This is a genomic window from Peribacillus deserti (assembly GCF_016909175.1).
In the GTDB taxonomy this organism is placed as follows: Bacteria; Bacillota; Bacilli; order Bacillales; family DSM-1321; genus Paraperibacillus; species Paraperibacillus deserti.
The window spans coordinates 405221-429157 of the sequence record NZ_JAFBFI010000001.1 but is presented as its reverse complement, the minus strand read 5'-3'; the positions used below and the strand labels follow the sequence as shown (position 1 = coordinate 429157).

Here is a 23937-nt window from a genome sequence, read left to right as displayed (position 1 = left end):
TCTCCTTTTAATGAACATAATTTTTTTTAACTTTGCCGGCCTGATCCATCCAGGCGGTATCAATCTTACTTAATGATAGAATTTCCAGACATTTGTTCAGATTTCTCCAAACCTAATAACTGCAGCATGGTTGGTGCAAGATCACCCAATATGCCATCTTCACGTAAAGTCAGGCCTTCTTTTGTGACAATTACAGGAACAGGATTAGTTGTATGAGCTGTCATTGGATTGCCTTCCATTGTGACAACTTCATCTGCATTTCCATGATCAGCTGTAATGATTGCAGAACCGCCTTTTGATAGAATCAGGTCAATAATTTTCCCAAGACATTCGTCAACGGTTTCTATCGCTTTAATTGTAGGCTCTAGCATACCTGAATGTCCAACCATATCCGGATTTGCGAAGTTAAGAATGATTGCATCAAAATTATCTTCACTAATTTCCTTCAGCAAAGCATCCGTTACTTCATAAGCACTCATTTCAGGCTTAAGGTCATATGTGGCTACTTTAGGAGAATTGATTAAGATCCGTTTTTCTCCCGGGAACTCATTTTCCCGGCCTCCGCTCATAAAGAACGTTACATGAGGATACTTTTCAGTTTCGGCTATCCGAAGCTGTGTAAGTCCTGCGCTGGAAATCACTTCGCCAAGTGTATTATCCAGATTGATAGGCTGAAATGCAACATACCCTTTTACTGTTTCAGAAAAGTGAGTCAGGCATACGAAGAAAAGATCCTTAGGCGCTTTAGGCCCGCGGTCAAATGCACGAAAATCTTCGTTAGTAAATGTATTTGAAATTTGAATGGCACGGTCAGGACGGAAGTTATAGAAGATCACAGCATCGTTATCTTCAATAGTAGCTACTGGCTTACCAGTCTCATCCGTAATAACGGAAGGAAGCACGAATTCATCAAAAATTCCGTTTCTGTATGAGTCTTCAAGGCATTCCATAGCTGAACTATAAACTGGGCCGTCTGCATCAACCATAGCACGGTACGATTTTTCTACCCGCTCCCAGCGCTTGTCTCTGTCCATAGAATAAAAACGTCCGGAAATGGTAGCAATCTTGCCTACACCCACTTCTTTAATCATATCTTCAGTCTGCTGAATGAAAGCTTCAGCTGATTTAGGCGGTACATCACGACCATCTAAAAAGCCGTGTATATAAACATTTTTTACGCCTTCTTTAGCTGCAAGCCGCAACAGCGCAAACATATGTTCAATATGGCTGTGGACTCCCCCATCAGAAAGCAGCCCAAACAAATGAAGATTGGTGCCGTTTTTCTTTACATGGTCCATAGCAGAAATAAAGGTTTCGTTATTTTCAAACTCACCTTTTCGGATGGCCAGGTTTACACGAGTCAGGCTTTGGTATACAGTTCTTCCTGCCCCGATATTTAAGTGCCCGACTTCAGAGTTCCCCATCTGTCCCTCTGGGAGACCAACTGCTTCGCCAGAGGCCTTAAGATAGGAATGAGGAAACTGGTTCCAATAACGGTCAAAGTTTGGTTTATTTGCTTGTGCGACTGCATTTCCTTTTGTTTCATTACGGCAGGCAAAGCCGTCCAGGATAATCAGTGCAACTGGTGATTTAGTCATTCTTTCCACCCTCTAATAATTGAAGGAAGGACGGAGCTTCTAAACTTGCACCGCCAACAAGCGCGCCATCAATATCAGACTGGCTCATATATTCTGTAATGTTAGCTGGTTTTACACTGCCGCCATATTGAATGCGGACTGCGTCAGCTACATCCTGAGAAAATTCCCCTGCAACCACTGAACGAATGTGTGCGCAAACCTCATTTGCATCTTCTGCGGTAGAAGATTTTCCTGTTCCGATTGCCCAGATTGGCTCATAAGCGATAACTGTCTGTTTTACCTGTTCTGGTGTTAATCCAGTTAATGCTTTTTTCACCTGGTTTCCAACAAGATCATTGGTTTGTCCGCTTTCGCGCTCCTCTAGTGTTTCGCCGCAGCAGACGATTGGAGTCAGGTTGTATTTAAATGCCGAAAGAGCTTTGTTATTTACGGTTTCATCTGTTTCGTTAAACATTTCACGGCGTTCTGAATGCCCAATGATTACATATTGAACACCAAGATCTGCTAAAGCAGCCGGGCTTGTTTCCCCTGTAAATGCCCCGCTTTCTTCGAAGTGCATATTCTGAGCACCAATTTTCAGGTCTCTGCCCTGTGTCAGCTGTACTAATTCATTTAGAAATAGAGCAGGTGCACAAATGACAGCATCCACTGATTCTGGAGAAGGAATAAGACCTTTCACCTCTTCCACGAAGCTCTTTGCTTCAGCAAGCTTTTTATGCATTTTCCAGTTGCCCGCAATAATTGGTTTACGCATACAAATCATCCTTTCACGTGCTTTCTTGTCCCCAAGAAAATTATTTATTTATCATTTAACGCAACTACACCAGGAAGCTCTTTACCTTCCATAAACTCAAGGGAAGCTCCTCCGCCGGTAGAAATATGAGACATTTTATCGGCCAATCCGAACTTTTCAGCAGCTGCCGCTGAGTCTCCGCCGCCAATTACACTGAAAGTATTGGCAGAATCAGCAAGTGCCTGCGCAACCGCTTTTGTTCCGTTAGCAAATGTATCTAATTCAAATACACCCATTGGACCGTTCCAGATTACTAGTCTTGAACCTTTGATAACCTCTGCATATTTTTCCCGCGTTTTCGGCCCAATATCAAGAGCTTCCCAATCTGAAGGAATTTCTGTGATATCGACTTCTCTAATGTTAGCATCTTCTGAGAAATCATCTGCAATGATAACATCAACAGGCATATAGAAGTTGACTTTTTTCTCTTTTGCTTTTTCTATAAATGACTTTGCAAGATCAATTTTATCTTCCTCAAGCAGCGATTTTCCAATTTCATGCCCCTGAGATTTGATAAATGTATAAGCAAGACCGCCCCCGATAATCAGATTATCGACTTTATCAAGCAGGTTTTCGATTACACCGATTTTATCTTTTACTTTCGCACCGCCAACAATTGCCGTAAACGGCCGGTCTGGATCTAATAGCGCTTTGCCTAAAACATCAAGCTCTTTTTGCATTAATAATCCAGCAACGGCAGGAAGGTACTTGGCAATGCCTTCTGTAGATGCATGAGCGCGGTGAGCTGCTCCAAAGGCATCGTTCACATACACATCTGCAAGCTCTGCAAAAGATTTTGCTAGTTCAGAATCATTTTTTTCCTCGCCAGGATAAAAACGAACGTTTTCTAGAAGAAGAACATCCCCTTCTTCCATGCTTTCAATCTCTGCTTTTACAGTGTCGCCATAAGCTTCATCTGTTTTCTTTACGTTTTTCGCTAATAACTCACTCAGTCTATTTGCAACTGAATTTAGTCTTAACTCTTCAACTACCTGGCCTTTAGGACGTCCGAGGTGGCTTGCCAGAATGACTTTTGCCCCCTGCTCTGTAAGATACTGAATGGTTGGAAGAGCAGCTTTAATTCTTGTTTCATCCGTTATTTCACCTTTTTGCATAGGTACGTTAAAGTCTACACGGCAGAATACTCGTTTTCCTTTAACATCAATATCTTTGACTGATTTTTTATTCATGGACCTAAAGACCTCCTTATAAATAGCCCCGAGAGCGGGACAGCTGACATTCTTACTGAAACAACCGGCTTATTGAAGAAATGATACGAATGCTTTCTCAAAAAAAGAGGGAAGAAGGGTATAGATCCCCGCTCCCCTTATCTCTTCATCAATATAGCTGTATTTTTCCAATAAAGCCAAATTATTGAGACACTGTTAGTTTAAGCATAGTTTGTGTTTTTATCAATCAATTAGAAACCTTTTTTAGCGATAAAATCAATCAAGTCAACTACACGGTTAGAGTAGCCAGTTTCATTGTCATACCAAGAAAGAACTTTAACCATATTGCCTTCCATAACCATTGTTGATAGAGCATCAACAGAAGAAGAGTATGTGCTGCCATTGTAGTCAGTAGATACTAATGGAAGTTCATTGTACTCAAGGATGCCTTTAAGGTCGCCTTCAGCAGCCGCTTTTAGTGCAGCATTTACTTCTTCAACAGTTGTATCTTTTTCAAGCTCAGCAACAAGGTCAACTACAGATACGTTTGGAGTTGGAACACGCATAGCCATACCGTTTAATTTCCCTTTAAGTTCAGGCAGTACAAGCGCTACAGCTTTAGCAGCTCCTGTTGTAGTAGGAATGATGTTCTCAGCTGCTGCACGTGCACGACGGTAGTCTTTGTGAGGCAGGTCAAGAATTTGCTGATCGTTTGTGTATGAGTGAACTGTTGTCATCATACCGCGTACGATTCCGAATTGCTCATGAAGTACTTTTGCAAACGGCGCAAGGCAGTTAGTCGTACAAGAAGCATTTGAAATAACATGGTGGTTAGCTGCATCGTATTTATCGTTGTTAACACCCATTACGATTGTGATATCTTCGTCGTTAGCAGGAGCAGAAATGATTACTTTTTTAGCGCCAGCTTCTAAATGTTTAGCTGCATCTTCACGCTTAGTGAAACGGCCAGTTGATTCAACAACTACTTCAACACCAAGTTCGCCCCATCCAAGCTGAGCAGGGTCACGTTCTGCTAAAACTTTTACTTTATGTCCTTCAACAACTAGCGTATCTCCATCAACACTTACTTTTTCAGAAAGAGTGCCGTGAACTGTATCATATTGCAATAGATGCGCAAGCATAGCTGCATCCGTTAAATCATTGATTGCTACGATTTCTACATTCGGGTTTTTAAGTGCCGCGCGGAATACATTACGTCCTATACGGCCAAATCCGTTAATACCAACTTTTACTGTCATTTGAAAATCCTCCTTTAAAATTAGGAAATTATTTTAGTAGTTAATATATTTAAAAGGACTTAGCCCTTTAATAACTCATTTGCAACAGATTCATCTGTTATAAGGGTAGTGGCAGAAGGAGCCATTTTCAGATAGGCCCTGATCGCTTTTGCTTTTGAGCTGCCGCCAGCAACAGCTATTACGCTGTCAGCGTGATCTAGATCTTCTTTCTGGATGCCGACCGTGTGAACTTTGTGCACGATCTCCGGCTTTTCATTAAAGTAATATCCAAAAGCTTCTCCAACAGCATTCCCATCTTTTATTTTCATCATAATTTCCGGAGAAGATTTTCTCCGCCCAGCCATTACATTCGCATCACCTATGCCATGCACTACAATGTTAGCTGTCTTAATCAGAGAGATGACTTCCTTAATGGCAGGCTCTTTCATAAAAGATAGATAAGCTTCTTTACTCACCTGCTCCGGAACGTATAAGACTCGGTAGGAAGAGTTCATCTTTGCAGCCATATTCGCCGCAATGGTGTTAGCCTGGTTATGTACATCTTCACCCAAACCGCCGCGAGCCGGGACGAATAATGTCTTGCGAGAATCCGGTGTCAGCATATCAGCCACCGCAGCTAAAGTAGAACCTCCAGTCACAGCGATGATATTTTCTCCCGATAAATTCCTTTTTATGCAAGAAGCACATTCTTTTCCCAATTCTGCTTTAACCCAGGGAGATGTATCACTGTTTCCACTGACTATAATTACTTCATTAATGGAATATTTCTTGGCTAACCTATCTTCCTTTTTGTCTATACCCGTTAACTCTCTCATTACACCATCTAATTTTTCCAATACATCGAGGCCGGCTTCTGTAAGCTGCATTCCTGACGGAAAGATATCAATAAGGTTCTGAGTTTTGAGAAATTCAACCTCCGCCCTCAAAGTTCTCTCAGTGAGGCTAAGACTAATTGCTAAGTTTCTCCTGCCAACAGGCTGCATAAATTTTATGTAACGGAGGATATGATAGCGCTTCTGCATAACATCCATTAAATCAGGCAATAATTTCCTTTGTACCTCAATGAATGAGCGCATAGAATGATTACTCCTTCTTTGAACCGCGAACTAGGATGGTCATTTTTTGTCCCGCATAGACATATTATGTCCCACTACCAGCAAAAAAAATACTCCCTATTTCAAATCTCATTCTAACAGGAGTATATTCATTGTTCAACTAATATGTTCAAGTTTTTTTCTGCAAGCGCTTCCGGCAAAAAACCCGCCCTTACAGCCTTTGTTGACTAATAGAGGCGCTGTTTATTTCAGCTGATTCTGCAATTTCAAGGGGTCAATCTGCCCGTACTGCAAAACCTTTCCTTCATATTCTACTACTGGAATCATCAGGCCAAATCTTTCTACCAGTTGATCGCTAGAGTGAATATCTATTTCTTTTATTGAAACTTGCATATCTCTTTGTACTATAAGCAGTGCCTCTTTTGCTTTCAGACAAAGCGGACACTGCGTTCTTGTATAAAACATGATTTCTTTCATTGTACATCCATCCTAGTTATAACGTTTTCTTTTAGAAGAGGAAGGGATACCCAGCTGCTCGCGGTACTTAGCAACCGTTCTTCTAGAAAGAATAATCCCTTTTTCCATTTTTAATATAACAGATATATCCTGATCAGATAATGGTTTCGTCTTATCTTCACTTTCAACAAGCAGATGTAATTCCTTTTTAGCCGTAACAGCGGAAATATCATCGGACGAAACGGACTGCAGATTTGAGGTGAAAAAGGCCCTCAGCTCAACGGTACCAAAAGGCGCCTGAACATATTTCTCCCTCACCGTCCGGCTTACGGTAGATTCGTGAATCCCCAGCTCCTCTGCCACTTCGCGCATAGTCATGGGCTTAAGCTCCCCAAGCCCTTTCAAAAAGCACCGTTCCTGTTTCTTCACAATTTGCTTCGTTACTTTTAATATGGTTTCCTTTCTTTGCTGCAGGCTTTTTGAAATCCACTGGAATTCCTGCCACTTTTCATGGAGAAACTTATCTACGCTTTGATCTCTGTAAGATTTCAGTGCATCAAAATAGCTTTGATTTAAATCCCATTGGTTCGCGTGGTTCTCAGGCAGCCTTACCTGCAAAACCCCATCCAAATACTCCACCTTTACATCCGGGACCACATAGGATGACTTTTCCTGCTGAAAAGACGCTCCAGGCCTTGGATTCAAGGTAAGAACAAAATCCTGCACATCCTGTATATCCTTTAAAGAAATATCCAGCTTCCTGGCCAGCTCTTTCCACTTCTTTTCCGCAAACAGCAAAAAATGATCCCGCAGGATAGTTTCCGTATGGCAAAATACATACTGCATTCTTTTTGATTGAAGAAGCAGGCATTCCTGCAGATTCCTGGCTCCTATCCCAGCCGGTTCAAGCATCTGCAGCTCACACAAACATTTTTCCACTAATTCTGACTCACAGCCCGTTATTTCAGCGATATCTTCCAAGGAAGCACGCAAATACCCATTCTGATCTAAATTTAAGATTAAGCTATTCATGACTTTCTTTTCCAAATGATTTAAGCTGTACAGCGATAACTGCCAACGCAGATATTCACTCAGCGATATAGACTGATCACCAATCTGCTCCAGCCAATACATAGCATCTTTTTCACGGGGCGCCTTAAGGCGGTTCTTTCGCTTGATCTCCACTGCAAAAGAACCTTCAGGTGAAGAATCTAAAGATACTAATGGGTTTTCCGCGGCTCTTTCCTCCAAATAAGCAGCAAGCTCCTGCGAAGTATACTGCAGCAAGGCAATCGCCTGGCTCAACTCCTGCGTCATCGAAAGCTTCAAACTCTGCTGCTGAAACAGCCCATTCCTCAATTCCATACCAATCTCCCCCCATCCCCTATTCTATTATAAAAAACAAAAATAAAGAAAGGAAAATGTAACCGGTTACAACAAAAAGTGGACGGCGGTAATTTTCCTATATATCACTTTTATAGAGCACAGGCTATGTAGTTGGAATTTAAATTTAGCAAACATAACTAAATGGAAAATTAGTGACCCGACAAGCATAAGACGAGCAGGCCGTGGGAAGCTTTCTTCTTCCCATGGACTGATTGGCTTATGACTCGAGGGTCTCAGCCGGGAGCTGGATTACAAATAAAAGCGGAGAACGGTGCCTTTTAATAAAAAATATATTCCAATAATTCATGAATCTTAAATTAATCTGTGAAGTAAACTTTTTAAAAGGCAGACATCCGATAAAGCAGACTTGCTGAGTGGCAAGCGGCAGCGAAGACAGAAGCTTAGTTGCTCTTATGCGCTAGCCAAGCATAAGACAAGCAGGCCGTGGGTTCTTCCCATGGCCTGATTGGCTTATGACTCGAGGATGTCAGTTGGGAGCTAGACAACACTATTAGCGGAGAACGGTGCTTTTCACAGGAATTTAGTTGAGCACTCCATAATCACACAATTTTTTAGACAGCATGAATAGGTCCGCAGAGCTCGCTATGGCTAAAAATTAATAATCCTGCATAAATGGTAAAAATCCTGCAAATATCTCAAATATCCTGCAATAATTTCAATGATCCTGCATAAGTTCCAAAAATCCTGCATAAAATCAAAAATCCCCCACCCCGCGCACAGAAACCAGGGGCCAGCTGGCGAAAAAACCACTACAATGAAAAAAGACCCTCTGCTTTTCAGCAAAGAGTCTTTTGGTACGCCCTCGGCAGGAATCGAACCCACATCTTAAGAACCGGAATCTCACGTGCTATCCGTTGCACCACGAGGGCAAAATAATAGTGAAAAAGAAATCGTCTCAAGTGATAATTATATTTGAGTTCCCGAACTTTTGCAAGGGAAAATTATGTTTAAAACGGGTAACATTGGGTATCATGGTTAAAGTATTTACTTCGAGCACATAAAATATCCCAAAAGGTCAAATATATATTTTATTTTATACATAAATAAGATATTTGTCGAATGAAACTCTAGCCCTATCGTTTGACCTAAATTGACCAATTAGTGTATGATAATCACATGAGGATAATTAATCCATTTGGATTACTTCTTTAAAGGAGGAGAAAAATATATGAATTTAATTCCTACAGTTATTGAACAAACAAACCGCGGTGAGCGTGCGTATGATATATATTCCCGCTTATTGAAAGACCGCATTATTATGCTTGGAAGCGCGATTGATGATAATGTAGCGAACTCTATTGTTGCACAATTGCTGTTCCTTGAAGCAGAAAACCCAGAAAAAGATATCCATCTTTACATTAACAGCCCTGGCGGAAGCATTACAGCTGGTATGGCGATTTTTGATACAATGCAATTCATTAAGCCGCAGGTATCTACAATCTGTATTGGTATGGCAGCTTCAATGGGAGCTTTCTTGCTTGCTGCAGGGGAAAAAGGAAAACGCTATGTTCTTCCTAACAGCGAAGTTATGATTCATCAGCCGCTTGGAGGCGCTCAAGGCCAGGCTACAGAAATTGAAATCGCAGCAAAACGTATTCTATTCATGCGTGAAAGATTAAATGAAATTCTTTCAGAACGCACAGGACAGCCGCTTGATGTGATTGCGCGCGATACTGAGCGTGATAACTTCATGACTGCCGAAAGAGCAGTAGAATATGGTTTAGTTGATAAAATTATGAATCGCAATGACCTTGAAAAAGGTAAATTAGATAAATAAAACAAGCGACCGCTCTTTCTCTGAGCGGTCTTTCTTTTAGCTTAAATCAATAAAGCTGCCGGTGGCAGCTTTATTTACGTGTGCTTAATCCTGTTTTTGAACAAATGCTTCTAAGGCCTCTAATGCTTCTTCTTCATCTCTGCCTTCTGCAACCAGTTTCACTTCGGCTCCTGAGCTTACTGCCAGGCTCATGAGTCCCATAATGCTTTTAGCATTCACTTTTTTGCCATCCTTCTCTAGAAACACATCAGCTGTGAACCGATTGGCCTCCTGGACAAACAGTGCTGCCGGCCGGGCTTGGAGCCCAGTTTTCAGGCGGACCTGGACTACTTTATCAACCATCTCTTTTTTCCTCCCCTATCGCTTTTTATTATTTATGTTTTAGATCATTAGAGTATTATACTTATTTAACCATTAATTGCGTCTATTGAAACCAGCTTAGGCATAATTTATGAAATCGTTTCCCCAGAACGGAGCTTTTCAGCGATTTCATCAATTTTTCTCAGTCTATGATTAATGCCCGACTTGCTGATATTGCCGCCGGAAACCATCTCCCCTAGTTCTTTAAGAGTCACATCCTGGTAAGCTACTCGAAGCTCCGCAATTTCCCGGAGCTTGTCTGGAAGTATACTGAGGCCGACCGTCTGTTCAATTAATTTGATATTTTCGACCTGCCTGAGCGAGGCACCGATGGTTTTATTCAAGTTAGCCGTTTCACAGTTGACCAGCCTGTTAACCGAATTCCTCATATCCCTGACTATTCTTACATCCTCAAAACGCATAAGCGCACTATGGGCACCGATAATATTAAGAAATTCAGCGATTTTTTCTGCTTCTTTTAAATAAACAATGTAGCCTTTTTTGCGTTCAAGTGTTTTAGCCTTTAAGTCAAATCCGTTCATTAATTCACAAAGTTCATCATTATGTTCTTTGTATAATGAGAAAACCTCTAAGTGGTAGGAGGATGTCTCCGGATTATTAACAGATCCGCCAGCTAAAAAAGCTCCTCTTAAATAGGACCTCTTACAGCATTTTTTTGCTACCAATTCTTTTGAAATATCATGGTGAATGGTAAAGTTGTCACCTATTATTTTAAGAGTATGAAGGATTTCCTGGGCCTGGTGCGACAACCGGACTATGTATACATTATTTTTCTTGAGCTTCATTTTTTTCCTAACAAGCAGCTCTACCTGCACTTCAAAGCTCTTCTTTAATAATGTATAAATCCTTCTTGCTATAGCGGCATTTTCTGTCTGAATATCTACAACTAATTTTCTGTTTGAAAAGGAGAGTGAGCCATTCATCCGTATGAGTGCCGAAAGCTCTGCATTTGCACAGCAGTCTTTAACCTCCAAAGTTGTAAGCTCTTTTTTTGTCTCTGATGCAAAAGACATTCTCTCTCACCTCCTGTTTAAACCGTACCATCCTTCTATTACTATTACGGATGACTGGGCAGTTTGTATTCACTTATTAGTAAATTATATAAAATTTCCGCCACTTTTTTTGTATCATGGCGGACCACATTGCCGTCATAGCTGACGATTTGCTCCTGCAGCACTTTAACTCCGAACTGGCTCAGGCGGTCAAAATCATATATGACGGGTTTAGCATACTCTTCCTTATATTTCAGCTTAGCATCCTGCGGTATTTCTTCATTATTAACAAGAATAGAATCAATAAATGAGCATTGCATATGCTGATAAATAGCTTCGACATGATCGCTTGCGGTAAAGTTTAATGTTTCTCCAGCCTGAGTCATCAGGTTGCAGATATAAATTTTCTTTGCCTTAGAATCACAGACCGCCCGGCCTAATTCAGGAACAAGCAGATTGGGAAGGATGCTTGTATACAGACTTCCAGGTCCAATGACGATTAAATCTGCATTTTTTATTTCTTCCAACGATTCTGAAAGCGGTTGAATAACTTCTGGTGTTAAAAACACCCTTTTGATTTTTTTGCCGTGTTTCGGTATTTTGGATTCTCCTGTAACGATCGTGCCGTCTTCCATTTCAGCATGCAGCACCACACTCTGATTAGCCGCAGGAATTACTTTTCCACGGACATTCAATACCTTGCTCATTTCTTGAATGGCATGAACGAAGTCCCCGGTTATCGACGTCATTGCGGCAATGATTAAATTCCCAAGAGAATGGCCAGTCAGTTCAACAGAGTGGCTAAAGCGGTGCTGAAACATCTGCTCAACCAGCGGTTCAACGTCTGATAGAGCTGCCAGTACATTCCTTACATCACCTGGAGGAGGAATGTCCATATCATCACGCAGACGCCCTGAGCTTCCTCCGTCATCAGCAACCGTTACAATAGCCGTAATATCAATCGGATATTGTTTAAGCCCTCTAATTAGCACAGGTAATCCAGTTCCCCCGCCAATAACGACAATCTTAGGCAGTGTCGGATTATTAGGCATCTTTTTTTACCTTCCTTTTGTCGATATCTCGATGTGTGATCTGTGTAAAATAGTCCTTTTTAAAGAAGTGGCCGATATACTCTGCAAGAGCGACCGATCTATGCTGCCCGCCGGTACAGCCAATGGCTATAACAAGCTGCGCTTTTCCTTCTCTTTTATAATGAGGAAGCATAAATGTCAGCAGATCCGTTACTTTTTCCAAAAACTTTTGTGTTTCGCTCCATTTAAGCACGTATTGATTCACATCATCATCAAGTCCTGTTTTCGGTCTCATTGAATCAATATAATGAGGATTCGGCAGGAACCGAACGTCAAAAACTAAGTCAGCATCAATTGGAATGCCATGCTTGAATCCAAATGACATCACATTTACCATAAAAGTACTTACATTATTGGTAGAAAACTCACTGAGGATCTTTTCACGAAGCTCCCGGGGCTTTAATTCTGAAGTATTGTAGATGAGCCGGGCTCTTCCTTTTAGTTCTTCCAGCATGCCCCGCTCTAATTGTATTCCTTCCAGCGGCAGTCCGACCGGTGCTAAAGGATGGGTTCTTCTGGTCTCTTTATATCGCCTGACAAGCACTGAATCTTCAGCATCCAGGAATAAAATTTGAGGTGTAATCCATGAGCTTTCACTCATCTCATCTAAAGCCCGGAACAGATGTTCAAAAAATTCCCTTCCACGCAAATCCATTCCAAGCGCCACTTTATTCATCTTGCTGCCTGATTCCTTCATCAATTCTAAGAACTTAGGAAGCAGAGTAGGCGGCAGATTATCCACACAAAAGAAACCTAAATCTTCAAAGCTTTGAATGGCTACTGTTTTTCCAGCGCCTGACATCCCTGTGATAATCACTAGCTGAATATCTGAAACAGAACCTGTGCTCATATAATTTCCCCCTCTTTCTATAGAGACCGCCTATCAGCTGGGATCCAGCCGATATGCAATCAACTCAAAATCCGGAGTGTACGTAAACGTTCCATAAATAATGCCAGAGCCGTGTACCATATAATCCAGGATATGATGGTCCCCGGCTGCCATTGGCAATTTACTGATGGCTTCAAGAGGCTGCCAGGAAAGCTCCCCTTCTTCGCACTCCTCCACATTAATTCCGTCAAACTCTGTTGCATAGAAGGTAAACATCATCCATTCGGACAAGACCTTGTCTCCTTCTTTCATGATAAATGTGAAAATTCCTTTGATAGAAGGATTCCGTAAATAAATCCCTGTTTCTTCTCTATACTCCCGGATACAGGCGTCCCTGATGGACTCACCAGGTTCCATCTTTCCTCCCGGTGCCACAAACCATCCGCGGCGAGGCTTTTTTAGCAGTAATGCTTGATCATCGTTAACCAATACACAATTCGTTACACGCTGCACGATTCTTCACCTCATAGTAAACAACATTTATATGTAGCCATCCCTAACACGGAACAGCTGGCCAGGTAATGATAAAAAAATATATTTCATTCCATTATACTATTTTTAAAATGCCGCTACAATGAACATAGAATGTATTTTTCCCCACATATTTCATCGGCAGTAAAATACTTTTTATACAAAAAAAATTAGCACAGGCATCTGCCTGTGCTTCTACAAAATAAATTTGTATAAAAGGGGGTCAATTTCTATTTTTATGATACCCATTTTATATTTCATTCGTGTTACAGCAGAATTAAAACAACATGACGAATGTAAATATTGCCAATTTAATTATTATTTAGCTGCTTTCAGGCTTTCCATTAGCTCTTCAATATAATGCTGAGCACTTTGAGCAGCAATACTGCCATCACCGGTAGCTGTTACGATTTGGCGGAGAGTTTTTTCCCGAATGTCTCCGGCGGCAAATATGCCGGGAACTTTTGTTTCCATCCGGTCATTCGTTTCGATATAGCCGCTCAAATTAGTGATTCCTAAATCCTCAAATGGCTTGGATAGCGGAATCATGCCAATGTAGATGAAGACACCGTCTGCTTTGAATTCTTGTTCTTCTCCATTAATCGTAGAAACAAGGGTTACGCTGCCTACCTTGCCATCCCCACTGATTTCCTTAATGGTATGATTCCAGATAAAATCAACCTTTTCGTTATCAAAAGCACGCTGTTGGAGAATTTTTTGTGCGCGAAGTTCGTCTCTTCGGTGAACGATGGTAACTTTAGAGGCGAAGCGAGTCAGGTATACCCCCTCCTCTACCGCTGAATCACCGCCGCCAATGACGACAAGCTCTTTATTTCTAAAGAAGGCTCCATCACAGACCGCACAATAAGAAACACCGCGCCCGCCTAACTCTTTTTCACCAGGAACGCCGATTTTCTTGTATTCGGCTCCTGAAGAAATAATGATGGATCTGGCCTTGTACTCTTTGCTGCTTACTTTTACTGTTTTATATTCTGGTCCGTCTATAACACTTTTAACATCACCATAAGCATATTCTGCACCAAATTTTTTGGCATGGTCGAACATTTTTGTGGACAGCTCAGGCCCGAGAATAGTTTCAAACCCTGGATAGTTTTCCACTTCCTCCGTATTGGCCATCTGACCGCCAGGCACACCGCGCTCGATCATTAATGTTGATAAATTTGCACGTGAGGTATAGACAGCCGCAGTCATGCCGGCTGGACCTGCTCCGATTATAATCACATCATAAATTTTTTCATCAGTCATACTGCACACCCCTTATATAATAGGCATCCACCGCAATGTATGCATAGATAATCGTAGTATTTCCTAAATACTATCGTATATAAGTTATATAAATCAGTCCAAAAATTTGCTCAACCTTACATACTCTAGGAGCGGCCTGAAGTATTTTAAATAGGCTCTTTTCTTAAAGATTGTTGTTATTTAATAAGTTTTACAAAGTCATCACATTGTTAAATTAGGTTGATTGGAGCATAAGGTGCGAGACTCCTGCGGGAGCAGCGGGACAGGTGAGACCCCGCAGGCAAAGCCGAGGAGGCTCACCGCCCGCCCCGCGGAAAGCGAGCATCCTGGAGTGGAAATCAACCCTCCTTGTTCGATAGCAACAAAGTTTGCGAAAACAGCCTTTAAATAAGAAGATCATTCACTGTTTCAATATATTTTCTTAAAGTCGCTGTTGAAACACCGTATTTATCAGCTGCGTCCTTCTGGGTAATAGGTTCATTTCTCAGCCTATGCCAGATAAAATCAACAGATGCTGCAAGGGCTTTTAAATTTTTAAGTGGAATATTGCGTTTATCTGCCTCTGAAAAAACAGAAAACCACATAAGGAAAACACCGGCTTCTGTCAGCTGAATCGGCCGATAATGCGTAAATAAAAGATCTGCTGCACCATCAGCAAAGTGAATCGAGCTCGACGAATTTTTTCGAGCTGAAGAACTAACATAAGCCGAATATTCTTTTTCAAGACGATCAAACTTTTCATTATGCTTATATGCCTCATGATTGCTGATTCGCTTCTGATGAATAGAATGTTTTGTTAGGAAAATACCAAATAATCTTTCCTCAACCAATTCGCTTTCGAGCCGTTTGATAATGGAAGGATAATGGTCTTCGAATCCAGTAACCTCTTTGGATTCTTTCCACGGCTCCATCCCCTCTTTTTCGGGGCTGAAGGAAAGCACCCGCTTCCATGCCTGCTTTGCAGTTTTAGTATGACCAAGATGGTAGGCACTGTCTGCCAGCCAATAATAAAATGTCCCATCGTGATCAAAGCCCTTTTTTTGAAGAAGCTTAAGCCATTTATAAGCAAGCTCATACTGTCCGGTCATCGCAAAAGTAGCTCCAAGCTTAAAACGCTGTTCATTCATGATCGGGCAGATCTTTTCAAGCATGGCCGTAATTTCAGCTACCTTGCTCATATTTTTTTGATAGAAGTGAAACACAAGCAAATTACATAATGCATATAGATTTCCCGGATTTTTCTCCAGCACGCTATTCAGTACTTCAAACGCCTCATCGGTTTTACCCAGATAAAAATGAGCCAGAGCTAAATTATTATAAGCCGACCAAAACTCTGGGTATTCTTCCACAATTTCGCTGAGAGTTTCAATAGCCTTGGAAAAATTGCCTATTTCAAGCTGCTCCCTTGCCTTTTCCTGCTTGAAAATCAGCCCATCCTGCTGGTCAAGGGATTCCAGTGTTTCACCAGACTCATCCATCTCAAACGCGATGAGATCAATCAGCTCTTCCGCATCATCACTGAATTCCCCGTCTTCTTCCTTGTCAAGATAATCGTTTACATGCTTATACGCCTCTTGGAACAATCCCAAATGGGCATAATTGTTTGCCAAAAAATAATGGCATTCTGTCATGAAGGGATCAAGGCCGTTTAAAATAGTCTGGAGTAGCTCATTTGAATACTCATATTCACCAAGCTCCGTACAAACAATAGCGAGCTGGCATGCAATCATTGGCTCCCCGGCCTCCAGCTCGTATGCTCGTTCCATATACTTTTTCGCCTTATGTAAATCCCTGCGATGAAAATATTTTAATCCCTTAGCAAAGTAATACTCTCCTGTAGGATGAAATGAAAAAATCTGTGCCTGCTGTTCTGCCTTTGAATCCTTAGACATGAAGTCCTCCATTAAAAAAACATTGATTAACTAAAGCATTATACCACAAAAAAGGGAAATGGGGACAGTCCCCATTTCCCAATTATTTCCCATCGGCATGTCTTTTTTTCAGCACATTCAGCACCTCTGTGAAAGGCACTTTTTGCTCTCTCAGGAGGATAAGAACATGATAGAATAGATCGGCAGTTTCCCATTTTAGTTCTTCAGCGTCTCTATTTTTGGCTGCAATAATGACTTCAGCTGATTCTTCTCCTACTTTTTTAAGAATCTTGTCAACACCCTTTTCAAATAGGTAGGTTGAATACGACCCTTCCGGACGGAGTCTTTCTCTCTCCGCTATTAGCTCTTCCAGTTCAAGCAGGAAATCGGCCGGTGATGAACTGTGAGCAGAAGCAGATTCAGCAGGCTCCTCTGATTTAAAGATGCTTTCAGTGAAGCAGCTGACAGTTCCAGTGTGGCAGGCAGGCCCTTTTGGCTCAACCAAAACCACTAAAGCATCCTGATCACAATCAAATTTGATCTCTTTGATTTTCTGAGTGTTTCCGCTTGTTTCTCCTTTATGCCACAGTTCCTGACGGGAACGGCTGAAAAACCAGGTTTCCCCTGTCTCAATAGATCGCTTAAGAGATTCCTCGTTCATATAAGCTAGAGTCAGAACCTCTTTCGTGTTCAAGTCCTGGACAATCGCCGGAAGCAGGCCTTTTTCGTCAAATTTAAAACTCTGTATATTCATCGTATGTTCACTCCCCGGCTTAATAAAAAATTCTTTACTTCTTTTACAGACGTTTCTTTGTAATGAAAAATGGAAGCTGCCAGTGCAGCATCTGCCTTGCCACGCGAGAAGGCATCATAAAAATGCTCTGCATTGCCGGCACCGCCTGAAGCAATCACAGGAACGCTTACGGCATTACTGACAGCAGAGGTAAGCTCAAGATTAAATCCTTGTTTCTCTCCGTCACTATCCATGCTTGTGAGCAGAATTTCTCCGGCTCCACGTTTAACGGCCTCCTGCGCCCACGCAACAGCTGTCTTATCCGTCTTCGCCCTGCCGCCGTGCGTATAGACCATCCAGGTTCCTATTTCTTCATCATACTTCGCATCAATGGCTACGACGATACACTGCGTGCCAAAGAATCTAGCACCCTCTGAAATTAAGTCCGGATTCACAACAGCTGCCGTATTAAGCGACACTTTATCCGCACCGGCACGAAGGATGCGCTTCATATCTTCCAGCGAGTTAATGCCTCCGCCTACCGTAAAAGGAATGGCAAGAGATGCCGCCACACTTTTCACGACTTCAACCATCGTTTTTCGCCCTTCATGTGAGGCCGAAATATCTAAAAAGACCAGTTCATCTGCTCCTTCTCGGTCGTAGAAGGCAGCAAGCTCTACCGGGTCGCCGGCATCCCTTAGTCCTAAGAATTGAATTCCTTTGACTACTCTTCCTTCTTTCACATCCAGGCAGGGAATAATCCGTTTGGTAATCATAGCTGTACCTCTTTAAGCGCCTCACGCACTGTAAATACCCCTGTGTACAAGGCTTTTCCGACAATGGCACCCGACACACCGCTTGAGGAAAGCTTTGAAAGGTTTCGGATATCCTCCAGACTGCTGACACCGCCGGACGCAATGACACTCTTTCCTGTCTCTCTGGCCATCAATGCCACTGCGTCTACATTCGGACCGGACAGCATGCCATCTGTTTCAATATCTGTAAAAATAAAGGTCTCAGCACCAGCATCAGCCAGTGCTTTTCCAAGTTCCACCGCTTTGACCTCTGATGTCTGCAGCCAGCCGTGTGTTGCCGCCATTCCATTTTTAGCATCAATTCCGATTGCTATGGATCTGCCATACTTTTTCAGCATATCCTTTGTAAATTCCTTATCAGACACAGCGATGCTTCCTAAAATTACACGTGCCACGCCGCTGTCCAGGTAATGGAGAATATCCTTTTCCGTTCTGATACCGCCGCCAGCCTGGATGTTAACCCCAGTTTTACGCGCAGCTTGAAAAACGGAAGTATCATTCACCGGACGCCCGATTTTCGCTCCGTCAAGGTCGACCATATGAATCCAGGATGTTCCCTGTTCTGCGAAGCTCCTTGCCATTTCAGACGGCGAATCTCCGTAGACAGTTTCCTTTTCATAATCTCCCTGGAGAAGTCTTACACACTTTCCTCCCCGGATATCGATGGCTGGGTATATCGTGAATGAACTCATAAGGTCACCTTGCTTTCTGACATGTTAATAAAGTTTCGGAGCAGCGCCATTCCTGTTTCGCCGCTTTTCTCTGGATGGAACTGCATACCCATCACATTATTTCTAGACACGATGGCTGGAACTTCTTCTCCGTAATCTGCACTTGCATTGATAATTTCACTATCGGTTTTTGCCAAATAAGAATGTACAAAATACACATGGCTTTCTTCAATTCCATCTAACAGCGGTGAAGGCACTTGGTACTTAAGTTTATTCCAGCCCATATGCGGTACTTTATATGAATTCCCCTCTGCATCAACACCAGGGAAATGCCTGATGGTGCCTGGCAGTAAAGACAAACCTTCAGCGAAGCCATATTCATTGCTGTTCTCGAATAACAGCTGCATGCCAAGGCAGATGCCGAGCAGCGGCCGTCCGCTTACAGCATAATCCTTTAAAAAGGGAGTAAGCCCAAGAGAATTCAATTGGTCCATTGCATCCTTAAATGCGCCAACACCAGGAAGCAGGATCGCTTTTGCCTCTGCCAATTTTTCAGGGTCAGATGACATAAAGTAGTCAGCCCCCAGCCGCTCAAGAGCTTTGCTGACACTAAATAAATTTCCCATGCCGTAATCAACGATGCCGATCATTTATAACATCCCTTTCGTGGAGAGCACTCCTTTAACTCTTGGGTCAATGGTCGTTGCCTCGTCCAGCGCCCGGGCAAGTGCCTTAAAGATCGCTTCGATAATATGGTGAGTGTTTTGTCCGTAGTGAACAATTACGTGCAGGTTCATCCGCGTTTCAAGGGTGAGTTTCCACAAAAATTCATGAACAAGCTCCGTATCGAACGTGCCTACCTTCTGTGAAGGAAAGTCCGCCCTGAATTCAAGATGAGGGCGGTTGCTTAAGTCCACCACAACCTGTGCCAAGGCTTCATCCATCGGTACAAAAGCATTGCCGTAACGCTTTATACCCCTCTTGTCGCCGAGGGCCTGGATCAGCGCCTGGCCCAGGCAGATCGCAATATCTTCCGAGGTATGGTGATCATCCACCTCAATATCACCCTTAGCATCCACAATCAAATTAAACTGGCCATGCTTCGTAAACAAATCCAGCATATGCGTAAGAAACGGCACACCCGTCTCTAAAGAAGCAAGCCCCTCACCATCAATCCCAAACTCCAGCTTAATATCCGTCTCATTCGTCTTCCTCTCAATCCTTGCAACCCGCTCCATCAAGAACCCTCCTAACAATTGTGGGGACTGCCCCCATTTCCCAAACGAACAAAGTCCCTTTATCCCTGCGTTCTGCCTGTTTTTTTGGGGGACAGTCCCCCTTTCCCGTGCTTATTTTCCAAGTCTCGATTCAATCGCCCTCGCATGGGCTTCTAATCCTTCTAGTCTTGCAAATGCGGCTATTTTAGCAGCGTTTTGTTCAAAGGACTGCTTACTGTACATAATCACGCTAGATTTCTTTTGAAAGTCTTCCACATTCAGCGGACTTGAGAATCTCGCCGTTCCATTAGTCGGTAGTACATGATTGGGTCCCGCAAAATAGTCGCCTACTGGTTCTGAGCTGTATCTTCCAAGGAAGATGGCTCCTGCATGCCGAATTTTACCTAATAGTTCGATTGGATTTTCTGTAAGAACCTCAAGATGTTCTGGCGCGATTTCATTTACCGCTTCAACGGCTGCTTCCATCGTTTCTGCCACATAAATCCGTCCAAAATCATTTATTGAGCTTCTAGCAATCTGTTCTTTTGGCAAGCTGGAAAGCTGAGTCTCTACTTCCTTTGATACCTCATCCGCAAGTTCCGCCGACGTAGTGATAAGTACACTGCTCGCCCGCTCATCATGCTCAGCCTGTGACAGTAAGTCTGCTGCCACTTCAGAGGCAATAGCCGTCTCATCAGCGAGGATGGCTATTTCGCTTGGACCGGCAATCATGTCGATATCAACATCACCAAACACTTCACGCTTGGCAAGGGCGACATAAATATTTCCCGGCCCCACAATTTTATCAACAGGTGAAATCGTTTCAGTACCATATGCCAGTGCAGCAACAGCCTGTGCACCGCCCACTTTATAGATTTCATCCACTCCTGCTATTTTTGCCGCACTCAGAACGCCGGCAGGCAGCTTGCCATCACTGTCAGGGGGAGTTACCATCACAATGCGTTTCACACCCGCTGTACGGGCCGGAATCACATTCATTAAAACGGACGAAGGATAAGCTGCTTTCCCTCCAGGCACATACACACCTACCGAATCAAGCGGCGTCACCTTTTGCCCAAGAAGTGTGCCCGTCTCATCTGTAGTCATCCAGGAATTCTTTAGCTGCTTACTATGAAAAGAACGGATATTTTCCGCCGCTTCACTAATAACAGACGCCATCTCGTTTGAAATAGAGTTAACAGCCTCTTCTATTTCAAGGGACGAAACCTGCAGCTCATAAAGCTCTGCACCATCAAATTTCCTCGTCCATTCATGAAGGGCAGAATCTCCTTTTGTACGTACACTGCTGATAATATCTATAACTGCATTCCTCTGCTCCTGAGTCCCATTTTCAACGGAACGTTTCAGCGACAGCCCTTTAGTCAACCGTTCAATCTTCATGATTTCCCGCATCCTTTTTTTAAAAATAGCTCTGTTCAACTTGCCTGTTGATTGCAGCTAGCGGCACTCGCTTTCCGCGGGCGGTCCGGGAGCCTCCTCAGCGTTACACGCCTGCGGGATCTCCCTTGATCCGCTTTCCCCAAATGAGTCTCGCGTATCCGTTCCAATCAACATAGTGTCAAAACCAACTATGGACTTTAAAATAACTTTAAAAAAGCGTCCTTATTTATTAATAACTTTTGAAAGTCTCTGCACCATTTCTGATATCCGCCGTTCCTTTAAACGATAGCTGGCACGATTCGCAATCAGCCTTGAGGTGACCTCCGCAATTCGTTCAAACTCAATGAGTCCATTTTCTTTTAATGTCTGCCCTGTTGAAACTATATCTACAATTCTTTCTGCCAGCCCGATTAGAGGAGCAAGCTCGATGGATCCGTTAAGCTTGATGATTTCTACCTGCTCACCCTGCTCCCTGAAATAGTGAGAGGCAACATTCGGATATTTGGTCGCAATTTTCGGGGCTGCTTCATTAATCCTGGAACCTGGCACCCCTGCGACCGCTAAATAACAATGGCTGATTTTCAGATCAAGCAGCTCATATACGTCAGGCTCCTCTTCAAGAAGAACATCTTTCCCAGCGATCCCAATATCCGCAACCCCTTGCTCTACATATGTGGCAACATCCATCGGTTTTGCCAGGATAAACCGGAGCTTTTCAGCTTCTAAATCTATGATAAGCTTTCTAGATTCTTCAAATTCTTCAGGCAGAGAATAGCCTGCCTGTCTCAATAATTCCAGTGCTTCTTCAAAAATCCTCCCCTTTGGCATAGCCATTGTCAAAACCTCGTTCATGGCGTTTCATCCTTTCCGGGAGCTCCTATGAAATAGTGTACTTCTGAATAATTTTTAGTGAAAGAATCCAGATCTGTTACTCCATTAAGATCCTGCATAACCATTCTATCTCCTGCTGCCCGCCGCTCATTAACAAACACTAATGCCTCCTGTTTTCTTTCAGGTGTAAATATAACACATTCTATTTCCGCCTTTTCCCGCAGCGGCCCCATCGCTTCAATCAGCCGGTCCACGCGAAGGGCAAAACCAGTCGCTGGTGTATCTCTGCCAAACTTCTTCAACAGAGAATTATAACGACCTCCATTCCCTACAGGAAAATTAACGCCTTCTGTATATACTTCAAAAACAAGCCCCGAGTAATAGCTAATTGTATTCATTAGCGTTAAATCCAGGCTTACATATTGTTCAGTTCCATATTCTTTTAACTGCTGCAGTAGCTGAGCCAATTCATTCAGCTTATCGGTTCCTCGGTTATTCTCAAGCAGTGCCGAGGCTTTCTCTAAAATATTCTCTTTCCCTTTTAAGGCTAGTATGTCAATTAATCTTTGCTTATCTATATTGGCAAGCGCCAGAGAATTTATATGGTCTCGATAGCCCACATAGTTTCGTTCAATCAAGTAATTTGAAAGCAGGCTGACCCGGTCTTCCCTGCCTAAAATATCGAGCATCAATTGCTGTATAAATCCGATATGGCCGATTGAGATTTGGAATTTATTAAACCCTGCTTTTTTTAGAGAAGAAATTAATAAACTTATGACTTCTGAGTCAGCACTGATCGTCCCATCTCCAATGTTTTCGATTCCAATCTGTTCAAACTCAGCGGCCCTTCCGCCTTCCTTCTGCTGAGCTCTATATACATTTGCTGAATAGGCAATCCTGGCAGGAACCTGCTGCTTCAGTAATTTAGATGCGGCTACCCTCGCAATGGGAGCCGTCATATCCGGCCTGAGAACCACTGTATCGCCCTGCTGGTCAAGAAGCTTAAACATCTGCTGATTTTGGATAGAGGAAGCTTCTCCAATCGTTTCATAATATTCCAGTGCAGGCGTTTCAATAAATTGATAGCCCCATGCCTCAAATTCACTAGAAACACTTAGGCGCACGGCTTTTTTTCGTTCATATAATAACGGAAGAGAATCCCTCATTCCAAGCGGCTTTTCAAACATAAACGGCATAGACAACACCACACACATCCTTATAGAATTAATCAATCAAAAGGAGTTTTATAATTTTCAAAATCCTTTAACTTGCTAATGTGCTAATAAATTAAAGAAGTTATTAGTAGTTTACTCTCGCTCTTATAAATCGTCAAGAAAAAAGAAACCGCGGAACAGTCCCCATCAATTTAATGTTTATGTGTAACCTTCCCTGGGTATTTACGTCTTAAACAATATAGAGCTTATCCACGGACTGAGCAGACAGGAAAAGATTGATATGTTGTTATAAAAAATTCGATTAAATGGAGAGCGGTTATGAGTACAGAACAAAAACAGGAGCTTTTTATGGATATATTAAAGAATGCTTATGAGGCTTCAACAGCCCAGGAAGGGATTACTCTTCAGGAAATGATGGAACGGCTTGAGGGAGATTTATCTGGATTAATATCAAAATGAAGCTGCAGGCCTTAGTATTCCTATCTTATTATCATTCTTAAATAAAGGCTATGTTAAATTTCATTGTTGTTTTGGCACTATGTTGATCTTCGCTGCAGGCGGGAGATCCTCGAAAATGCATTCGCATTTCCTTCGTGCGGTGAGAATTCGAGGATGGTAC

24 protein-coding genes and 1 tRNA gene are annotated in these 23937 nt (G+C 42.6%); 2 read left to right on the top strand and 23 right to left on the bottom strand.

Annotation, left to right across the window (positions count from 1 at the left end):
- Positions 1–65: 65 nt before the first annotated feature.
- The 8 genes from gpmI to JOC77_RS01845 form a co-directional block, all read right to left on the bottom strand.
- Positions 66–1598 (bottom strand): 2,3-bisphosphoglycerate-independent phosphoglycerate mutase, encoded by a 1533-nt coding sequence (gene gpmI / locus JOC77_RS01880; protein WP_204537799.1) that lies wholly within the window; start codon positions 1596–1598, stop codon positions 66–68.
- Entirely contained in the window at positions 1591–2352 is a 762-nt protein-coding gene (tpiA, locus tag JOC77_RS01875; protein ID WP_204537797.1) for a triose-phosphate isomerase, read from the bottom strand. The genes gpmI and tpiA overlap by 8 nt, the downstream gene beginning before the upstream one ends.
- A 44-nt stretch (positions 2353–2396) precedes the next feature.
- Positions 2397–3581 carry a phosphoglycerate kinase gene (locus tag JOC77_RS01870; RefSeq protein ID WP_204537795.1) on the bottom strand — a complete coding sequence of 395 codons (1185 nt, stop codon included), beginning with the start codon at positions 3579–3581 and terminating at the stop codon, positions 2397–2399.
- Between the two features lie 230 nt (positions 3582–3811).
- On the bottom strand, positions 3812–4819 hold the full coding sequence (gap, locus tag JOC77_RS01865; RefSeq protein WP_204537793.1) for a type I glyceraldehyde-3-phosphate dehydrogenase: 1008 nt from the start codon (positions 4817–4819) through the stop codon (positions 3812–3814).
- A gap of 59 nt (positions 4820–4878) precedes the next feature.
- The gene (locus tag JOC77_RS01860; protein ID WP_204537791.1) at positions 4879–5895 is read right to left on the bottom strand and encodes a sugar-binding transcriptional regulator; all 1017 of its coding nucleotides are present in this window, start codon (positions 5893–5895) and stop codon (positions 4879–4881) included.
- 222 nt (positions 5896–6117) lie between these two features.
- A complete protein-coding gene (locus JOC77_RS01855) occupies positions 6118–6351 on the bottom strand; it encodes a glutaredoxin family protein (RefSeq protein ID WP_204537789.1) in 234 nt (77 codons plus the stop codon).
- Between the two features lie 12 nt (positions 6352–6363).
- Positions 6364–7695 (bottom strand): RNA polymerase factor sigma-54, encoded by a 1332-nt coding sequence (gene rpoN, locus JOC77_RS01850; RefSeq protein ID WP_204537787.1) that lies wholly within the window; start codon positions 7693–7695, stop codon positions 6364–6366.
- An 839-nt stretch (positions 7696–8534) separates the two neighbouring features.
- A tRNA-Arg gene (locus tag JOC77_RS01845) sits at positions 8535–8606 on the bottom strand.
- Between the two features lie 299 nt (positions 8607–8905).
- Between JOC77_RS01845 and clpP the strand changes: the two genes are divergently transcribed.
- Entirely contained in the window at positions 8906–9514 is a 609-nt protein-coding gene (gene clpP, locus JOC77_RS01840) for an ATP-dependent Clp endopeptidase proteolytic subunit ClpP (RefSeq protein ID WP_204537784.1), read from the top strand.
- 84 nt (positions 9515–9598) lie between these two features.
- Here clpP and JOC77_RS01835 read toward each other — a convergent pair whose 3' ends face one another.
- From JOC77_RS01835 to JOC77_RS01765, 15 genes are all read right to left on the bottom strand, one after another.
- Entirely contained in the window at positions 9599–9856 is a 258-nt protein-coding gene (locus tag JOC77_RS01835; protein ID WP_204537782.1) for an HPr family phosphocarrier protein, read from the bottom strand.
- A 107-nt stretch (positions 9857–9963) separates the two neighbouring features.
- On the bottom strand, positions 9964–10908 hold the full coding sequence (gene whiA / locus JOC77_RS01830; RefSeq protein WP_204537780.1) for a DNA-binding protein WhiA: 945 nt from the start codon (positions 10906–10908) through the stop codon (positions 9964–9966).
- Between the two features lie 44 nt (positions 10909–10952).
- Positions 10953–11939 carry a gluconeogenesis factor YvcK family protein gene (locus JOC77_RS01825; RefSeq protein WP_204537778.1) on the bottom strand — a complete coding sequence of 329 codons (987 nt, stop codon included), beginning with the start codon at positions 11937–11939 and terminating at the stop codon, positions 10953–10955.
- Positions 11932–12828 carry an RNase adapter RapZ gene (gene rapZ / locus JOC77_RS01820; protein ID WP_204537776.1) on the bottom strand — a complete coding sequence of 299 codons (897 nt, stop codon included), beginning with the start codon at positions 12826–12828 and terminating at the stop codon, positions 11932–11934. The genes JOC77_RS01825 and rapZ overlap by 8 nt, the downstream gene beginning before the upstream one ends.
- 33 nt (positions 12829–12861) lie before the next feature.
- On the bottom strand, positions 12862–13320 hold the full coding sequence (locus tag JOC77_RS01815; RefSeq protein ID WP_204537774.1) for an NUDIX domain-containing protein: 459 nt from the start codon (positions 13318–13320) through the stop codon (positions 12862–12864).
- A gap of 336 nt (positions 13321–13656) precedes the next feature.
- Positions 13657–14604, bottom strand: coding sequence for a thioredoxin-disulfide reductase (gene trxB, locus JOC77_RS01810; RefSeq protein ID WP_204537772.1), 948 nt, complete (start codon positions 14602–14604; stop codon positions 13657–13659).
- A gap of 383 nt (positions 14605–14987) precedes the next feature.
- On the bottom strand, positions 14988–16496 hold the full coding sequence (locus JOC77_RS01805) for a tetratricopeptide repeat protein (RefSeq protein ID WP_204537770.1): 1509 nt from the start codon (positions 16494–16496) through the stop codon (positions 14988–14990).
- Positions 16497–16578: 82 nt separating this feature from the next.
- Positions 16579–17229: a bifunctional phosphoribosyl-AMP cyclohydrolase/phosphoribosyl-ATP diphosphatase HisIE gene (hisIE, locus tag JOC77_RS01800; protein WP_204537767.1), complete on the bottom strand. Its 651-nt coding sequence runs from the start codon at positions 17227–17229 to the stop codon at positions 16579–16581.
- The gene (hisF, locus tag JOC77_RS01795) at positions 17226–17984 is read right to left on the bottom strand and encodes an imidazole glycerol phosphate synthase subunit HisF (RefSeq protein ID WP_204537765.1); all 759 of its coding nucleotides are present in this window, start codon (positions 17982–17984) and stop codon (positions 17226–17228) included. Before hisF ends, hisIE begins: the two co-directional genes overlap by 4 nt.
- Positions 17981–18715 carry a 1-(5-phosphoribosyl)-5-[(5-phosphoribosylamino)methylideneamino]imidazole-4-carboxamide isomerase gene (gene hisA / locus JOC77_RS01790; protein WP_204537763.1) on the bottom strand — a complete coding sequence of 245 codons (735 nt, stop codon included), beginning with the start codon at positions 18713–18715 and terminating at the stop codon, positions 17981–17983. The genes hisF and hisA overlap by 4 nt, the downstream gene beginning before the upstream one ends.
- A complete protein-coding gene (gene hisH / locus JOC77_RS01785) occupies positions 18712–19344 on the bottom strand; it encodes an imidazole glycerol phosphate synthase subunit HisH (RefSeq protein ID WP_204537761.1) in 633 nt (210 codons plus the stop codon). Before hisH ends, hisA begins: the two co-directional genes overlap by 4 nt.
- Positions 19345–19932: an imidazoleglycerol-phosphate dehydratase HisB gene (hisB, locus tag JOC77_RS01780; protein ID WP_204537759.1), complete on the bottom strand. Its 588-nt coding sequence runs from the start codon at positions 19930–19932 to the stop codon at positions 19345–19347.
- A gap of 111 nt (positions 19933–20043) precedes the next feature.
- Entirely contained in the window at positions 20044–21312 is a 1269-nt protein-coding gene (gene hisD, locus JOC77_RS01775; RefSeq protein WP_204537757.1) for a histidinol dehydrogenase, read from the bottom strand.
- Between the two features lie 222 nt (positions 21313–21534).
- Positions 21535–22164: an ATP phosphoribosyltransferase gene (gene hisG, locus JOC77_RS01770; protein ID WP_204537755.1), complete on the bottom strand. Its 630-nt coding sequence runs from the start codon at positions 22162–22164 to the stop codon at positions 21535–21537.
- The gene (locus JOC77_RS01765; protein ID WP_239558528.1) at positions 22161–23345 is read right to left on the bottom strand and encodes an ATP phosphoribosyltransferase regulatory subunit; all 1185 of its coding nucleotides are present in this window, start codon (positions 23343–23345) and stop codon (positions 22161–22163) included. The genes hisG and JOC77_RS01765 overlap by 4 nt, the downstream gene beginning before the upstream one ends.
- A gap of 291 nt (positions 23346–23636) precedes the next feature.
- Here JOC77_RS01765 and JOC77_RS01760 point away from each other — a divergent pair, with 291 nt between their 5' ends.
- Entirely contained in the window at positions 23637–23777 is a 141-nt protein-coding gene (locus tag JOC77_RS01760; protein ID WP_204537753.1) for a YwzD family small protein, read from the top strand.
- Positions 23778–23937: the final 160 nt, after the last annotated feature.

Bases quoted from the DNA above. Each gene is read 5' to 3' on its own strand.
- gpmI (WP_204537799.1), bottom strand. From the start codon at position 1,598: ATGACTAAATCACCAGTTGCACTGATTATCCTGGACGGCTTTGCCTGC.
- tpiA (WP_204537797.1), bottom strand. From the start codon at position 2,352: ATGCGTAAACCAATTATTGCGGGCAACTGGAAAATGCATAAAAAGCTT.
- JOC77_RS01870 (WP_204537795.1), bottom strand. From the start codon at position 3,581: ATGAATAAAAAATCAGTCAAAGATATTGATGTTAAAGGAAAACGAGTA.
- gap (WP_204537793.1), bottom strand. From the start codon at position 4,819: ATGACAGTAAAAGTTGGTATTAACGGATTTGGCCGTATAGGACGTAAT.
- JOC77_RS01860 (WP_204537791.1), bottom strand. From the start codon at position 5,895: ATGCGCTCATTCATTGAGGTACAAAGGAAATTATTGCCTGATTTAATG.
- JOC77_RS01855 (WP_204537789.1), bottom strand. From the start codon at position 6,351: ATGAAAGAAATCATGTTTTATACAAGAACGCAGTGTCCGCTTTGTCTG.
- rpoN (WP_204537787.1), bottom strand. From the start codon at position 7,695: ATGGAATTGAGGAATGGGCTGTTTCAGCAGCAGAGTTTGAAGCTTTCG.
- clpP (WP_204537784.1), top strand. From the start codon at position 8,906: ATGAATTTAATTCCTACAGTTATTGAACAAACAAACCGCGGTGAGCGT.
- JOC77_RS01835 (WP_204537782.1), bottom strand. From the start codon at position 9,856: ATGGTTGATAAAGTAGTCCAGGTCCGCCTGAAAACTGGGCTCCAAGCC.
- whiA (WP_204537780.1), bottom strand. From the start codon at position 10,908: ATGTCTTTTGCATCAGAGACAAAAAAAGAGCTTACAACTTTGGAGGTT.
- JOC77_RS01825 (WP_204537778.1), bottom strand. From the start codon at position 11,939: ATGCCTAATAATCCGACACTGCCTAAGATTGTCGTTATTGGCGGGGGA.
- rapZ (WP_204537776.1), bottom strand. From the start codon at position 12,828: ATGAGCACAGGTTCTGTTTCAGATATTCAGCTAGTGATTATCACAGGG.
- trxB (WP_204537772.1), bottom strand. From the start codon at position 14,604: ATGACTGATGAAAAAATTTATGATGTGATTATAATCGGAGCAGGTCCA.
- JOC77_RS01805 (WP_204537770.1), bottom strand. From the start codon at position 16,496: ATGTCTAAGGATTCAAAGGCAGAACAGCAGGCACAGATTTTTTCATTT.
- hisIE (WP_204537767.1), bottom strand. From the start codon at position 17,229: ATGAATATACAGAGTTTTAAATTTGACGAAAAAGGCCTGCTTCCGGCG.
- hisF (WP_204537765.1), bottom strand. From the start codon at position 17,984: ATGATTACCAAACGGATTATTCCCTGCCTGGATGTGAAAGAAGGAAGA.
- hisA (WP_204537763.1), bottom strand. From the start codon at position 18,715: ATGAGTTCATTCACGATATACCCAGCCATCGATATCCGGGGAGGAAAG.
- hisH (WP_204537761.1), bottom strand. From the start codon at position 19,344: ATGATCGGCATCGTTGATTACGGCATGGGAAATTTATTTAGTGTCAGC.
- hisB (WP_204537759.1), bottom strand. From the start codon at position 19,932: ATGGAGCGGGTTGCAAGGATTGAGAGGAAGACGAATGAGACGGATATT.
- hisD (WP_204537757.1), bottom strand. From the start codon at position 21,312: ATGAAGATTGAACGGTTGACTAAAGGGCTGTCGCTGAAACGTTCCGTT.
- hisG (WP_204537755.1), bottom strand. From the start codon at position 22,164: ATGAACGAGGTTTTGACAATGGCTATGCCAAAGGGGAGGATTTTTGAA.
- JOC77_RS01760 (WP_204537753.1), top strand. From the start codon at position 23,637: ATGAGTACAGAACAAAAACAGGAGCTTTTTATGGATATATTAAAGAAT.